The 15,014-nt window shown below is 36.1% G+C and carries 14 protein-coding genes; 12 read left to right on the top strand and 2 right to left on the bottom strand.

From position 1 onward, the window contains the following. Window positions 1-247 precede the first annotated feature (247 nt). From ACQKIH_RS09505 to ACQKIH_RS09465, 9 genes are all read left to right on the top strand, one after another. Entirely contained in the window at window positions 248-1,189 is a 942-nt protein-coding gene (locus ACQKIH_RS09505; RefSeq protein WP_057982578.1) for a DMT family transporter, read from the top strand. A gap of 222 nt (window positions 1,190-1,411) precedes the next feature. Further along, complete coding sequence (locus ACQKIH_RS09500; RefSeq protein ID WP_427765421.1) at window positions 1,412-2,854, top strand: hypothetical protein; 1,443 nt, start codon at window positions 1,412-1,414, stop codon at window positions 2,852-2,854. Between the two features lie 71 nt (window positions 2,855-2,925). After that, window positions 2,926-3,546, top strand: coding sequence for a sporulation-specific diadenylate cyclase CdaS (gene cdaS / locus ACQKIH_RS09495; RefSeq protein WP_427765419.1), 621 nt, complete (start codon window positions 2,926-2,928; stop codon window positions 3,544-3,546). 405 nt (window positions 3,547-3,951) lie between these two features. Next, window positions 3,952-5,313 (top strand): aspartate kinase, encoded by a 1,362-nt coding sequence (locus tag ACQKIH_RS09490; protein ID WP_427765416.1) that lies wholly within the window; start codon window positions 3,952-3,954, stop codon window positions 5,311-5,313. Window positions 5,314-5,431: 118 nt separating this feature from the next. Next, entirely contained in the window at window positions 5,432-6,124 is a 693-nt protein-coding gene (locus ACQKIH_RS09485; RefSeq protein ID WP_427765414.1) for a DsbA family oxidoreductase, read from the top strand. A 146-nt stretch (window positions 6,125-6,270) separates the two neighbouring features. After that, on the top strand, window positions 6,271-7,185 hold the full coding sequence (locus ACQKIH_RS09480; protein ID WP_427765411.1) for a TDT family transporter: 915 nt from the start codon (window positions 6,271-6,273) through the stop codon (window positions 7,183-7,185). A 26-nt stretch (window positions 7,186-7,211) separates the two neighbouring features. Further along, window positions 7,212-7,742: a tubby C-terminal domain-like protein gene (locus ACQKIH_RS09475; RefSeq protein ID WP_427765408.1), complete on the top strand. Its 531-nt coding sequence runs from the start codon at window positions 7,212-7,214 to the stop codon at window positions 7,740-7,742. Between the two features lie 12 nt (window positions 7,743-7,754). Further along, complete coding sequence (locus ACQKIH_RS09470; RefSeq protein ID WP_057982589.1) at window positions 7,755-7,991, top strand: hypothetical protein; 237 nt, start codon at window positions 7,755-7,757, stop codon at window positions 7,989-7,991. 184 nt (window positions 7,992-8,175) lie between these two features. Then, window positions 8,176-9,075 (top strand): alpha/beta fold hydrolase, encoded by a 900-nt coding sequence (locus ACQKIH_RS09465; RefSeq protein ID WP_427765404.1) that lies wholly within the window; start codon window positions 8,176-8,178, stop codon window positions 9,073-9,075. A gap of 148 nt (window positions 9,076-9,223) precedes the next feature. On the opposite strand, the gene ACQKIH_RS09460 is transcribed toward ACQKIH_RS09465, so the two are convergent. Next, window positions 9,224-9,469 carry a hypothetical protein gene (locus tag ACQKIH_RS09460; RefSeq protein WP_057982591.1) on the bottom strand — a complete coding sequence of 82 codons (246 nt, stop codon included), beginning with the start codon at window positions 9,467-9,469 and terminating at the stop codon, window positions 9,224-9,226. A 155-nt stretch (window positions 9,470-9,624) separates the two neighbouring features. On the opposite strand from ACQKIH_RS09460, the gene ACQKIH_RS09455 reads away from it, so the two are divergent. Then, on the top strand, window positions 9,625-11,214 hold the full coding sequence (locus tag ACQKIH_RS09455) for a Na/Pi cotransporter family protein (protein WP_427765402.1): 1,590 nt from the start codon (window positions 9,625-9,627) through the stop codon (window positions 11,212-11,214). 93 nt (window positions 11,215-11,307) lie between these two features. On the opposite strand, the gene ACQKIH_RS09450 is transcribed toward ACQKIH_RS09455, so the two are convergent. Continuing rightward, window positions 11,308-11,502 carry a hypothetical protein gene (locus ACQKIH_RS09450; protein WP_427765399.1) on the bottom strand — a complete coding sequence of 65 codons (195 nt, stop codon included), beginning with the start codon at window positions 11,500-11,502 and terminating at the stop codon, window positions 11,308-11,310. 264 nt (window positions 11,503-11,766) lie between these two features. On the opposite strand from ACQKIH_RS09450, the gene ACQKIH_RS09445 reads away from it, so the two are divergent. Continuing rightward, window positions 11,767-13,992 carry a YcdB/YcdC domain-containing protein gene (locus ACQKIH_RS09445; RefSeq protein WP_427765397.1) on the top strand — a complete coding sequence of 742 codons (2,226 nt, stop codon included), beginning with the start codon at window positions 11,767-11,769 and terminating at the stop codon, window positions 13,990-13,992. 463 nt (window positions 13,993-14,455) lie between these two features. After that, window positions 14,456-14,887 (top strand): homoserine dehydrogenase, encoded by a 432-nt coding sequence (locus ACQKIH_RS09440; RefSeq protein ID WP_427765394.1) that lies wholly within the window; start codon window positions 14,456-14,458, stop codon window positions 14,885-14,887. Window positions 14,888-15,014 lie beyond the last annotated feature (127 nt).

Raw genomic sequence — 15,014 nt, 5'->3', positions numbered from 1 at the left:
AATTCATATGTAAAATTTTATGATGCACTTTTTTCTACGATACTAAACTAAATTGAGTTCAGTGCGATTGAATAAATTTCAGTCGTAGTGAATAGTACAGTTAGGAGGACACATGAAGAAAATATCGAAAGAACCTTATATAAGACGACAGGAATTAATGGATATGTGGTTTTGAACTTTAAATGGAAAAGAGTATAGTGCCTTCTTAAAGTAAACTTATAGTTAATAAAGTTTGGGGTGAAATTTTATGTTTGCGATACTTCTAGGGGTAAGTATCGGCGTCATTCTTGCTATGCAAACAGCCATTAATGCTCAATTAAGAAGATTCGTGATTTCCCCTTTTTTAGCTTCCATGATCTCATTCGCGGTAGGGCTAATTTTCTTAACAGTTACACTAGTCATGAGTGGGGCGCCATTACGTATTCCATTAGACGTATTTTTGAGTCAACCGTTTTTTATATGGCTTGGGGGAATTTGTGGTGCAATTGCGGTAACAATCAACATACTTTTGTTTCCTAAATTAGGAAGTGTGCAAACGGCGATTATGCCAATTTTAGGAATGACTTTGATGAGTATGTTAATAGATAATTTCGGTTGGTTTAACTCCATACACTATTCTTTCGGATGGAACAGATTCCTCGGTATTGTACTAGTCTTACTAGGTGTTTTTCTAGCTGTAGCTTTAAAAGAAACAAAAAATGTACAGCAACCTTCTAAAATAAATAAGGAAAACATGTTAAATCAATGGATTTGGCGTGTAGTAGGCGTAATGGCAGGAATGTTAATGGCTATACAAATTGCGATCAATGGTCAATTAGGAAAAGTTCTTCATTCTACTTCACATGCTGCCCTTGTTTCGTTCTTTGTAGGTACTATTACTTTAATTGTGATTGTGGGGATAATGGATCGTTCTTACATGAGTATTAAAGAGCCTTTTAAGTACTCAGCTCCTTGGTGGGTATGGATTGGCGGTATATTAGGGGGAGCTTATGTTCTAATAAATGTGTTTCTCGTTAATCAAATCGGAAACGGACAAACGGTAATTCTTGCTTTATTCGGTCAAATTACCGGTAGCCTGTTAGTAGAGAAATTCGGATTGTTTCATTCTTTAAAAAATCAAATTAAACCAATACAAGTATTTGGTTTAATTATTATGATTGCCGGTGTCTTTTTAATCAAGATAACTTAAGAATACTATCTAATAATCAGTCAAATAAACAAGCTAAGTAGTAAGTACCTAGCTTGTTTATTTGATTTTTGCTCTCTATTACAGTTTTTGGCTTAGAACTATACATGTTGTTTCTTAAAAGGGTGACTTATCCAGTTATTTTGTTTTTTTACCAGTATTTCACACAGGATTAAAAAAGCTTGTTATGATAAATAACAGATGCAGCACGAGAGGAGCAACAACATGGGCTTTAAAGAAGATTTTAAACGAGAAATGCGCAACACAACGAATGATGTAGCCAAGGAAGTTGAAAAACAGTGGGTGCTTCATTTTGAAGGACATACAATTGAGATAATGAACAAAATGCTGGAAGAAACATTAAAGGTGGATGGCGAAATACTTGCACAAAATGTTCGTAAATCGATTTGGTCTCATATTTTCCCTTATTCAAAATTAAGTGGAACCTTTATTGGAAAAAGTGGTAAAAAGCATAAAGTTCATGTGAAAATAGGCGGCTTTATAAAATTTCATATTACGGTGAAGGTAGACGGTCAAAAATTGCTAACAGATAGCATGTCGCTTGAAATGCTCCCTTGGAAAAATAAAGAGAGGCTCGTTCCGTTTCTTGAGCAACAATTTCACGAGCATGAAAAGCTAGCCAATAAAGAATTACCAGATGATGTTTATTTGTATGATGAAGGTCAAATGAAATTTGCTCATGGTTTTTCGGATCAGCTTGTGAATGAGTCTGTATTGCCGACGTATACCAAAAAGTTAATCAAACTATTTTTACAGCAAGTTGACAATCCATCAGATGCAACACGTAAAGCAACGTATGAAAAAATTCAGGATGAAAAAGTCATCAGCTATTTCCATGAATTTGTAGCGCTGTTTCTCGAAGTGGAGGAGGATGAAGCCCTTATTCAAAAAGAAGCGATTTGGTTACTTGAACATGCGGCACATCGAGAAGTCGTGAAATTTGCGTTACTTGTACTCGGTATGACGAATTGCGAAAATGTAAAGGAACGCCTAAAAAGTATTGCTTTGCATGAAGAATTCACTGGTGTAGCGTTATTCGCGCTGACAAATGGTTGCCGCAATATCAATGATGATGTTTGGGGAATTGCGCAACACACATCAGACTGGGGCAAACTTGCGGCGATGAATTTTTTAGAACCTGAGCGTGAAGAAATTCGCCTATGGTTTTTAACGCATGGAGTGGAGGGTGTTGTAGGGGGCAATCATGCACCGCTACTTTGTGCAGAAAAAGGTCAATTGGATATTGAATTGCATGAAGATACGATTACAGGCACGACATTCGAAGGTGTCAGTAAGCTTATTTTTGCATTAGTATATGAAGCATACAATAGCCAAATGGACGACTATGAATTTGCAGGACAAGTGTTAATGCGCTATACAAAACATGCAAAAACACATAGTAAAACGCTAACTCATTTTTATACTTTAATAGAAATTGCGAACTATATGAATGTGTCTGAGGAAGAGTGGGAAAATCGCTTTGTGACGAATTGGAAGCCGCATGAAAAGCTAGGGGTTGAAACAGCAATTAAAGAAATAAGCCAAAATCCGAAATGGTTGGAAGAATCGCAGATACTACTTGTCAATCAACCAGACCATAGGGAAGCGATAGCGATTGTCGATTTTTTAACAATTGAATTGGAATAAATAATTCCTATATGGACAAACTTTAGGCACATTAAATAATGTAAGTGAATTAAAAAGGGAGATGTGTCTTCGTGGATAATGGGGGTTGTGATTTTTCGCCGATGGAGCAGACGATAAAAGAAGATATTCACCATGTTATAACTGCACTACAAAATAATGTAGCAGCAATGGGGAATGAAAATTATTGTTTACTCGGGAATTTCGAGAAGATTAAAGAAGACTTTTTATCGATTGAAATGAAAGCCGCTACCTTTTATTTGAATTGTTACTTGTCTCCATTTACAGATAAGTACTCGGAATTGTCAGCTTGCGTACAAAATATGTCCAAGTTGAAGCATGGAGGTTTAATTGTCATTCAGCGGGAGGATTCTCTTCATTCTTTGATGAAACCAGGTATTCCAATTGGTGCAGAATTAACCCACTCTTTGTTAGAATCCATTTTCTTTCCAGGGAATCCACTTCATGATGGGGCTGTGCTAGTCTGTCAAAATCAAATTGTTTCTGCGGCAAATGTACTCCCGTTATCAGACCGATATATAGGTGAGAAAAAATTGGGTACACGACATCGCGCGGCTTTAGGTTTATCTGAACAAAGTGATGCTCTTGTCCTTGTCGTATCTGAAGAAACAGGTAGAGTGTCATTTGCGATAGGTGGAAATCTTCACCCGATCATTACCCATGGAACTATATAAGGATAGGTAGAATGACTCGAAGCCTCTCCACTTTATGATACCGAAATCGACAACATTCAAATTGTATGAAACATGCTCAAAAAAGGGCATGTTTTTTTAAGTTTAAATGATTAAATTTTCAAATATGAAATAGAATCTTAAGGAAACGGGTATAGATTATGTCGTTTAGGTCCTGTCTTGCTAAGTTTACGCAAAATGCCGCTTATTTTCATAAATATTTAGACATTCCCTATGTAATTACATATAATAGACTGACAAATTCGAAAAGTATTCATATTTGGAGTAGGTTGAATATTGAGTTCACAGAATAGTCTTGACGTAATTAGTGAGAATTTGTACACTGGGTAAAATCAAATGTTTTTTCGGTAAGTACAAATATTAATTTGAAAGTAAGGATATGATGAGATGATTGTATGTAAATTTGGCGGGACTTCAGTTGCGAGTGCAGAACAAATCAAAAAAGTAGCAAATATTGTGAAATCCAATCCTGAAAGAAAGATTGTTGCGGTTTCTGCACCAGGAAAGCGTTCAGGTGATGATATTAAAGTAACGGATCTATTAATTGAATTAGCGGATACGGCGTTAGCTAATGGAAATGTCGAAGAAAAAATTCAAGCAGTGGTAGCACGTTATCAAGCGATTACAGATGATCTTGGTCTTGATTTAACAATGACAGGAATCATTACCGAAGATTTACGTGAGCGTGTGGCAGCGGATCGTTCTAATACGGAATTATTTATTGATAACATTAAAGCAAGTGGCGAGGACAATAATGCCAAACTTATTGCTAGCTACTTTACTGCTATTGGCATGCCTGCAAAATATGTGAGTCCAAAAGATAGACTCATTGTGAATGATCGTCCAGAGCGCACATATGCGTTACGTGAAGCGTATGTGAATTTAAGCGAATTAAAAAATGAAAAAGAAATTATTATTTTCCCAGGCTTCTTTGGTTATACAAAAGAAGGAGTTTTGCGTACGTTTGACCGCGGAGGCTCTGATATTACAGGCTCCATTTTAGCATCAGCAGTAGGCGCGGATCTTTATGAAAACTTTACAGATGTTGACTGTGTATTTGCAGCGAACCCTAAAATTGTCAATGATCCTGTTGATATAAAAGAAATTACGTACCGTGAAATGCGTGAACTTTCTTATGCTGGTTTCTCCGTGTTCCATGATGAAGCGTTAATGCCAGTATATAAGCAAGGAATTCCAGTTAATATTAAAAATACAAACAATCCGAGCGCACCAGGAACGCTTATTTTACCGACTCGTCAACTATCAAATCATCCAGTAACGGGAATCTCAGCAGATGGTGGATTTGCAATTTTATACGTGTCTAAATATTTAATGAACCGTGAAGTTGGCTTTGGTCGCAAGTTGCTACAAATTATTGAAGAAGAAAATATTTCGTATGAACATACGCCATCAGGATTAGATGATATTTCAGTTATTATTCGTTCTGACCAATTATGTGCGGAAAAAGAAGCGCGTATTATACAGCGCGTAAAAAATGAGCTATGCGCGGATGATGTTCATTTTAGCCATGATTTATCGATGATTGTTATTGTGGGCGAAGGAATGCGTCATAATACGGGTCTTGCAGCACGTGCAGCGTCGGCTATTTCATCAACTGGAGCTAATATCGAAATGATTAATCAAGGTTCATCGGAAGTAAGCTTAGTATTCGGTGTGCGATCTGAATTTGAAAACCAGATTTTAAAAGGACTTTATCAAGAGTTTTTCGCAACGATTCAGTCTGTATAATTAGAATAAATCTATCGGAGAGGTATTTTGGCGACGTGTCAAAATACCTTTTTAGTTTGTTTTCAAATCAATTCGATGTAAAATATACGTTATAGGGTATATGAGAGGGGACAAAATGATGAAAATTGAATTATTCTCGGATTTTGCTTGTCCATTTTGTTATATTGCAAAAACAAGATTACAGCAAGCAATCCAGCAATTAAATTTAGAAGATGAAGTAGAAATTGAATATAAAGCTTATCAACTAGATCCGGGAGCTTCCAAGTTAGAAGCCCGCCCTTTTTATGATGATTTAATTCATAAAGGACAATCCAAAGAAAAAATAAAGCAATTAACAGAGTCTATTCAGACCCATGCTGACGAGGTGGGACTAACATTTAATTTTGATGCGATTCAACTAGCTAATACGGAAAATGCGCATCGCCTTAGTAAATTAGCTAAAACGCTTGGCAAGGAAGCGCAATTTGTAGATACGATGATGGAAACGTATTTTACAAAAGGGATTAATTTAAATGATGAAGCGCAATTATTGGCCGTTTGTGATGAAGTAAATATTCCAAGAAAGCAAGCGATTGAAGTTTTACATTCGAATCAATTTTCAGAACAACTAGCAAATGACCGTTATGATGCGCAACAACTTCAAATAACGAGCGTCCCTTTTTTCGTTTTTGAAGATCAATATGGCATTAAGGGTGTCGAGCCCATCGAAATTTTCACAAAAACGTTATTGCAAGCACAGCAAGTGGCAAACAAAAGGTTAGAAGTAATCGGCAATGACTTTACTTGTGGTCAGGAGGGTTGTTCGTTTTAATTAAAAAGTAAAGTTCGTTTTCTTGGCAACGAGAAATCGAACTTTATTTTTCTATGAAACGAGAGAGTAACATCAAAATAAATGAATAAATCGTTTTCTGAATATGATATAGTTGTTTTGAAACGTTACAGGAGGTTTATTGAAAAATGGCATTTCTATCTAAATTACCAATCGCCACAGGCGGGCTTATGCTTGCTCTTGTGTCATTGTCGAAACTTTATAGCATAATGGACATGACCATTATGAGCGCACTATTTTTTCTATGTGGGCTTCCGTTATTTATATTATTATTCGCAAAGATTCTATTTGCTTTTCCATCCGTTGTAAAAGACATGCAAAATCCAATTATTGCCTCCATCTCGCCGACAATCCCAATGGGAACAATGGTTTTTGCTAACATTATGGAAAGTTATTCATTGTTAGCACCAATGGCATCAACCATTTGGTATGTAGCGGTCGTGATGCAATTAATGATTGTTGGTTATTTCGGTTATCGCTTTATTTGGAAGAAAACATTAACTTTGCAAGACGTTTATCCAAGCTGGTTTATTATTTTTGTTGGACTCGGCATTATTCCGAATACAGCAGGTACTCAAATTCCACAGTTCGCGCATTGGATTTTTTGGATTGTGTTGATCAATTATATGATCTTGCTTCCAATGATTCTTGTACGTTTGTTGAAGCATGAACTAGGGGAGCCAGCCAAACCATTGTTAACGCTTTTAGCTGCACCGGGCTCTATTTGTTTGGCAGGCTATTTAAATTTATTTGATACATATGAGAATTGGCTTGTCTTTATTTTACTCATCATTTCCCAGGCAATGTATATCGTTGTACTCGTTCAGTTGCCGAAATTATTGCAACTTCCTTTTTACCCGAGTTTTGCAGCATTTACATTTCCGCTCGTTATTAGTGCCACGGCTTTAGTAACAACGGCAAATGCTATGGATATTCCTTCATTTAATTGGCTTGCAGGAATCGAAATCGCCATCGCTTCATGTGTTGTGGTGTACGTGTTTGTACGTTATAATATTTACTTTATTCGTTTGAGAACCGCATAAAAAGCGAAATTTAGAAGGGGTTATCCATGCAAAAATATACTTATGAAGCATTAGCGGATATTACTTCAACCGCACCACAAGCGATATGGAATGAAGAAGGACAACCGGTTTTGTCACTACATCGCGTTTATAGTAATCGGTTAAAAAAATTACTAGATGGTTATTTTGATCATCGGTATTTTTTGAAATATGAAGTATTAAATTTGGATGAGTCCTGTTTATTTGAAGTGAAGAAGATATTCCGTCGAGGGAAAGTGTGGTTCGAAGGGAAGGACCATGTGACAGGTGAAAAGTACATTATCAATTATGAAAATTGGCGAATTGGTGTGCCGGAATTATTTATTTCTACACCAAATTTCAAAATGAAAATTGATAAAGAAATGGAAACGTGGTCAAATTTCTTAGTAGACGAACAAGTTGTTGCAAGATGGTTAGCAGTTTATGATGAGCAACAAAATGTATTTCGTATTACTTTAGAACTGTCTGAACAGGCGCCCATTCAAAACGCTGCCTTTTATATTGCGATTGCACAAGCAACTTTATTTATTGGGGTATAGGAGTGAAATTAAATGAATGTCGTTTTTGTCGTTACGGAAACAGCAGAAGAAGTATTAGAAATGGTGTCAAATGATGTAGCGGGATTATTGGAGGCTGTGAAAGGGGAGAGTGTGTCTTTTCCTTTTGGCACGTTTCAATATGATTGCCATACATTAGATCATTATTTAGTCGATGGTGTGTATCGCCAGGAGTTAGTTATTTATTTGAAATCGGAGCAAAAAAAGACCCCGACTATGCCGCAATTTTAAATGTTGGACAATCAATTAACTAACTATCTTTTATCAACCTTAAAAATAATTAAATAGTATATCACTAAAACATCAATGAGGGGAAAGCGCTTATTGATGTTTTTTGTAAATAGCGGCAGCGAGTTTATGCTGTATTACTTTGTGCACCTAGTATTAATTGATCTTTACACAAGGGGGTATTTAAATGCGCCATTTTTTAATGATAAATCAAAACAAGATTGAGGTACTTCAACAAGGTGGAAGTGGGATACCAATAATAACTCTAACAGGGATGGGGTGTTCATTTGATGAATGGTATGAAGTGACCGAGACATTAAGTAAATCAAATCGAGTAATTATGTTTCATAGACCAGGGCTTGGTGAAAGTGAAATTCACAATGAAAATCGTAATACACAAGCAGTTGTTAACGAAGTAAATGAGATGATTCATTTACTTAAATTATGTGAACCTATCCTATTAGTTGGTCATTCTTATGGTGGGCTTTGTGTACAGCATTTTGTGAAAGCTCACCCTAAAAAGGTTGCTGGAATCGTATTAGTAGATTCGACTTCCGTTGATTTAAAGGTTTTAGATGATTTGGATTTACCCGCTTTAAATGATGGGGCAACCGATGAATTTTGGATGAAAAAATGTCATGCCTATTCTCGAATGGAAAAGGAAGAATTAAAAGAAGTTATTACCCCTGCTTTATCAGAAAAACAAAAGCGACTTCCCTATGATATTCAACAACTTTTATTAGATTTTCAAATAAATCCTTCTTTATACAAAGCGATGTACAAAGAAATTAGCAATTGGAAGAGGGACGGAGAGATTATAAAAAATTTGGTAGAATACCCCGATATCCCTTTAATTGTGCTTAGCCGAGATCTAGAGCATTGTATTAGGTTAGGGCTTATGGAGGGGTTACCAGAGTGGGAACTAAGGTTATTTGAAGAAAAGTGGCAAGAACTTGTTAGGAACCAGGTTAATCTTACTTCAAAAGGTAAATTGATAATTGCACAAGGATCCAGTCATTCCATACACATGGATAGACCTGATGTTATTGTTCAATCAATTCGTGAAATGACTTCCGTATTAAATTAGCATGAAAAAGCTTAATCACCTTATAGTATTGTGAGGCAGGGCGGGTTTTTGTGTTTTATAGATGAATGATAGCTTGTGAAAAGGACTTGCATTTATGATGAATCGTCATAAACGCAAGTCCTTTTGTTGTATTTTTAATTATGTAAAATCACTGTAATTTCTTCAGTCTCACTACATCATTCGTTTCTGTTGAAAAATCGAGTCTCATCTGATCTAACTCAATCTTCATCTTCTCAGTTTCAATAATGAAGTTTTTTTGTCTTATTTTTTCAAGTTCAATCTCATCTTTTATCATATTGGCTTTAATTTTAGCAAGTCTTCGTTGATGGTCGGTAACGATTGCTGTGATTGGTACAGTCATGACAATCCCTACGATTATGATTGCTGTGAACATTTAATCGACTCCTTTACGGCTCCTTATTTTTCCCATTATAACTTAAATTGTGTCTAAATTAAAGAATATCCCCAATTTTATAAATATTGTTAAAATTACTATTCGATAGTGATATGATTACTATTTAAGAATCATTAAAATATGGTGGTGATAGGATGCTTACGATTTTTGGAGGAATTGGTCTCTTTTTATTAGGAATGACCATGTTGACCAATGGCTTAAAGGAAATTGCTGGAGACGCATTAAAGCGCTGGCTGAATACATTTACAAAAGGGCGTATTAGTGCCGTTATTTCAGGGGCAGTCATGACAATGCTTGTCCAATCCTCAACGGCGACAACGCTTTTAACAATTGGTTTTGTAAGTGCGGGTTTACTCACATTTATGCAATCCATAGGTGTTATTATTGGGGCCAATATCGGGAGTACAAGTACAGGTTGGATTATTTCATTGATCGGCTTTAAAATTAGCTTGCAAACGATGGCACTGCCAATTATCGGTGTTGGTGTATTTATGTCATTAATCGCACCGAATGATGTGAAGAAATTTGGGGGAGTACTCGCAGGGTTTGGACTATTATTTTTAGGGATTGATATGCTGCAGCAAGGGATGGGCGCGGCACAAGATTTGATTTCATTTGATGCTATTCCAGCTGATTCTTTTATTTCCTTATTTTTATTAATTGTTATTGGAATTGTGATGACGGTCATTATGCAGGCTTCTAGTGCGGCAATGGCGGCAACTTTGGCAGCGTTATTTGCGGGTGCCATTGATTTTGAGCAGGCGGCGTATTTAGTTATTGGACAAAATATTGGGACAACCGCAACAGCGTTATTTGCGGCGATTGGGGCTTCGGTTTCAGCAAAACGGACAGCCATGACGCATTTATTATTCAATATTATTACGGCTGTTATTGTCACGTTTATTTTCCCGTATTTTTTACAGGCAACGAAATGGTTTACAATTTTAATTGCAGGGGAATTTGAACAAACATTAGGACTAGCGATTTTCCATACATTATTTAGTTTAGTAGGGGCAATTATTTTCATTCCGTTGATGCAACCATTTGCTAACTTATTAATGAAAATTGTACCAGAACGTGAAAATGCACTGACACGCAATTTAGATGATAGTTTAGTGGCGATGCCTTCTGTCGCGATTGATGTCTCCTTTAAAACGTTACGAGAAATCATAGTCGAATTAACGAAAGCTCTACAACAGTTAATTACGATGAAGAAAGTGACGATTGAATACGAAAAGAAAATGCTAGAAGTAGAAGAAGCGATAGCGATTACGCGGACGTTTTTAGATGGCATTCTCGTGACGTCTAAACGCGAAAGATTAAAGCTCATTTCGATTTTACATACGTTAGATCACTTAACGCGTTTAATTAAAGTGTTACGAGAACAGCAAAAAGTCGAAGCGATTTATTTACAAGAAAAAATGATGCAAGAGTGGCAGCGAATTTTAACAACGATTGAGGATAAAATTTCACAGGATGAAAAGCTGCTCGATATTTCATTAATATTAGAGCAAACGTCTCAAGAAATGGCACAAGAGCGTCGAAATAAACGCAATCAATACTTTGAACGTTCTGTAGCCAACGAAACGCAATTGGATTTAGCCGTTTCAAAAGTGGAGGCATTATTGTGGATTGACCGCCTCGTATATCATTATTGGCGAGCAACCGCACGAATGGCTGAATTTCAATCGATAAACGAAGATGCAACACACCATAAATTATAATGGTAGCGCGATAAAACTCGTCAAACTAAAAACAGGTGGATTGGACAATTGCCAAATTCACCTGTTTTTTATTTTAGGATAGTAATAAGGACATTACCGCGTATGTTTTTTTTCAAGCTTCATGCCAATAATTCGAACGACAATTCCAATAAGGATAAACACCCAACCAAGACCAATAAAAACATAGTTTAAAGTTTTACCTGCATCTGGAAGAACGTCAAATAGCCCTAAACAAACAACGACAATCCCTGAAAAAGATATTAATAATCCTGCTGTTATAATGCTCAATTATTTCACCTCTAAAAAAAATTCTACCACGAGGAGTTTATGAATACAATGATACTGCGTGCATTGACTTGCTTCGGCAGGGATGAATAGGAGGAACTTAATCTAATAGCATCTGAGTAAGCCAGAAAAAATCTGGACGCAATTATGTCGAGTAACTAATAGTAGGTAGAAGTTCTTATTTTTACATTTTTACTAAATATTTGAAACTCTTACTTAGTGAAACTCGTCTTATAATAATAGGAATGAAATGGAGGATTAATTAATATGAAAAAATGGTCAGTAGCAGTAGGCTCGTCGATTTTAGCATTTGGATTATTAGCGCCTACTATATCAGAGGCTTCAACAATCGTGCAACAACAGGAGGAACGAATTCCGATTTTAGTCGCATTGAATGAAAATGATGTTTCGAAAGAGCAATTAATTAAAAGATTAAAAGAGGTGCTTCCAGAAAAATTTAGTTCGTATAAAGATAGTGATTTCCAAATGAATAGTATGAGCCATCATTATATAGGAGATGATGTGACGCGCTATGAATTAATATTCAATAAAACGGTAAATAATAAATCCGAAAGTGGCAGTGTTACCTTTGCGGGCGATCAATTAGAAATGGAAAACTATTATTTCACACCGAGCAATATGAAGGATGCCTTGTTCCCAGGGAAAGTGACGAGTGATGAAGCGCAAAAAATTGCAGAAAACTTTATGAAAAAAGTTGTTAAAGGAAATGACTATATTTTTGTAAGTAATGAACCAAGCTACTATTCGAGCCGTGTTTTAACAGATCCAATTACGTATAATTACTCATTTGTTCGTACTGAAAATGGTATTCCTATTTATGATAATACGATGAGTGTCGGCGTTTTAGGGGATGGTCAAATTACGAATTTTTATCAATCAATAAATGGGACAAAGCGTTTAGCATTTGAAGATCAAACGAACTTAATTACTTCAGCTGAAGCAGCCAATAAATTGAAAGAAAATATTCAATTAGAGCTGCAATATTTAATTGATTATGACCGAAATACGGGAGAGTCATATGCAAAATTAGCGTATCAACCGGTTACAACGATGATTGGTCTTCATGCGACTTCGAATAAATGGTATACAATGTCGGGGTTATCTGAAAGCATACCGACACAGTCTAAATTGGAGAAGTTAGCAAACGGACCTTTAAAACCAGCGACTCCGATTACTTTAGAGCAAGCGAAAGAAGTTGCTAAAAAGTTGGCTAATAATGTTCCGGATGGTATGAAATTTAATATTGACTCGGCTTATGAGATGGAGACGAATGGTCATGCCATTATTATGATTTCGTATTCTTACACGAAAGGCAATTCATCGTATGGCTCGTCAATAGAAATTAATAAAAATACAGGCGAATTATTGAATTACTCTGATTTTTATGATTACATGAATCCTTCTTCACAGGATGACAAAGAAAAATTACCAAGATTACCAAAGGAGCAGGTGGTCATGCTTGCTACAGAGGCTGTTAAACAATTAGCACCATCTTCATTACATGAGTATTCAAAACCAATTGACGAACCTACTTATGATGAAGAGGGGGGGACTCATCAAATCAATTTCCCTAAAATTAAAAATGGGCTCATTGTGAATGGGGATAGCTTATTCGTATCTATTGGAAATGATGGTCAATTAAAATCGTACTACCGCGTAGCGAATCAAATTAAGGAATGGCCAGAGCCTACAACAGCCGTAGATAAAAATCAAGCTACAGCAACATTTAAAGAGGCGTTATCTGCCAAGTTAGTTTATACAATAAGTGGCAATCCTAATACGGATGAGTCGTATAAATTAGTGTATATGCCAACCGTAAAAGGGCAAGAATACTATTATATTGATGCAAAAACAGGACAGTTTGTAAATAGTTTAATTCAAGCAGAGAACGATATTTCCATTACTCATCCAAGTGCGGAAAAGGAATTAAATTATTTAATCCAAGCAGGTGCAATTGAAGTAAAGGATCCAAATCAATTTAATGCCGATACAGCCATTACAAAAGGTCAAGCATTAACGGCAATTACGAAATCATTAACGTATTTTTATTATGAAACTTATAATCAAACGACTGAAAAGCCAATGTCATTTGACAATATTGATTCAAAGCACCCACTTTACCAAATCGTTGAAAATGCATCATCAATGGGGATTTTAAAACCTGGAAAAGAAACATTTAATCCTGATGAGAAGATGACACGTGAAGAGCTAGCTGTCTGGTTCATTCGTACATTAGGGCTTGAACAAGCTGCAAAACATAGTGGGATATATAATGTAACTTATGCGGATAAAGAAAAAGTTTCTGAGCAATATAAAGGCTATGTAGCATTATCACAAGCGATGGGGCTACAAAAATTAGAGCAATCCAAATTCAATCCAACACATGAAGTTACGTATGCGGATCTTGCGGTTTCAATTATTCAATTGGCTTATGAAATTGCGGATAAACGACAATCCGGTATGTATTACTAATTAGCAAGAAACAACGACAAACATTTGTAATGAAATTCCGACGTCCCGTAAAGTTAGGACTAAACTTTACGGGATTTTTGTCTTAGCAATTACACCTTGGTGTAATTGCGTCCAGATTTTTTTAGAGCGAGCTCGAAAAGCTCCTTTAAAAATCTGTGACATCCGCCGGGGCTTGGATCAACATGATGTTGATTACAAAGGCGTTGTCACAGGACGTGACGGGTTTAGCCTTTGTTCCCTAATTCAGTCGGGTGTTGAACCCCGACTGAATCTAGTTAAATATGAAAAAAAACGCACAATTTGCGAATGCACGTTCTATTAAATAGTATTTATTTGTAGTTTAAGCATCCCTTTTTATGATAAAATAAAGATAAGTGCTCATTACGAAAAAAGTGGCGATAAATTTCGGGAAACGTTGTAATATATATAAAGTACTTAATTTTTGATGGAAGTTGGGAAAAAGATGCAAAAGAATAAATATCGTATTCATAGTAATACATTATTTGAAATTGCTCAAAGTCGTGCGTTTACAGAAAAGGACAATATTGATGAGCGCTTTGATGAAACAGGCAAAATTAAATTAGTAAGCGATCGTGCAGGAGCCGATTTATTATTATTTTTAGTAAAAACTGAAGAAGGCCTTACGTACTTAGTAAAATGGGACGACTCAGAGGAATTTTATAAGGGCTTTAACATGGCCTGGGAAGAATTTTTATGGTGCCTAGATATTATTAACAAACCTATAGAAGAAGCGGCTAAAAAAGCAGCAATCGAAGCAGCGAAACAAGCAGCAGAAGAAGCGGCTTTAGCAGCAACGGAAGAAGCTGCCGCTGAAGAAGAAGTACAATCACAGCCAGAAGAAGATAAAGAAGATAAATCAGAAGCTACAAATTAAAAAACCACAATTCACTGAAGCATTTTTCAGTGTGAACTGCTCCCTGTCAAGTAGACAGCGGAAATAATAAAAATACTTTAAGCGGCTTGAACCCTGTATTCTAGAGGGCTTAAGCCGTTTAATTTTT

It is taken from the genome of Solibacillus cecembensis (assembly GCF_050272495.1).
GTDB lineage: Bacteria > Bacillota > Bacilli > Bacillales_A > Planococcaceae > Solibacillus > Solibacillus cecembensis.
The sequence above is the reverse complement of the archived record's forward strand: the minus strand, read 5'-3'. Positions and strand labels throughout refer to the sequence as shown.

Coding starts and splice junctions, on each gene's coding strand:
- ACQKIH_RS09490 (WP_427765416.1), top strand. CDS start 3,952: ATGATTGTATGTAAATTTGGCGGGACTTCAGTTGCGAGTGCAGAACAA.
- ACQKIH_RS09470 (WP_057982589.1), top strand. CDS start 7,755: ATGAATGTCGTTTTTGTCGTTACGGAAACAGCAGAAGAAGTATTAGAA.
- ACQKIH_RS09455 (WP_427765402.1), top strand. CDS start 9,625: ATGCTTACGATTTTTGGAGGAATTGGTCTCTTTTTATTAGGAATGACC.
- ACQKIH_RS09460 (WP_057982591.1), bottom strand. CDS start 9,469: ATGTTCACAGCAATCATAATCGTAGGGATTGTCATGACTGTACCAATC.
- ACQKIH_RS09505 (WP_057982578.1), top strand. CDS start 248: ATGTTTGCGATACTTCTAGGGGTAAGTATCGGCGTCATTCTTGCTATG.
- ACQKIH_RS09445 (WP_427765397.1), top strand. CDS start 11,767: ATGAAAAAATGGTCAGTAGCAGTAGGCTCGTCGATTTTAGCATTTGGA.
- ACQKIH_RS09475 (WP_427765408.1), top strand. CDS start 7,212: ATGCAAAAATATACTTATGAAGCATTAGCGGATATTACTTCAACCGCA.
- ACQKIH_RS09500 (WP_427765421.1), top strand. CDS start 1,412: ATGGGCTTTAAAGAAGATTTTAAACGAGAAATGCGCAACACAACGAAT.
- ACQKIH_RS09440 (WP_427765394.1), top strand. CDS start 14,456: ATGCAAAAGAATAAATATCGTATTCATAGTAATACATTATTTGAAATT.
- ACQKIH_RS09465 (WP_427765404.1), top strand. CDS start 8,176: ATGCGCCATTTTTTAATGATAAATCAAAACAAGATTGAGGTACTTCAA.
- ACQKIH_RS09480 (WP_427765411.1), top strand. CDS start 6,271: ATGGCATTTCTATCTAAATTACCAATCGCCACAGGCGGGCTTATGCTT.
- ACQKIH_RS09485 (WP_427765414.1), top strand. CDS start 5,432: ATGAAAATTGAATTATTCTCGGATTTTGCTTGTCCATTTTGTTATATT.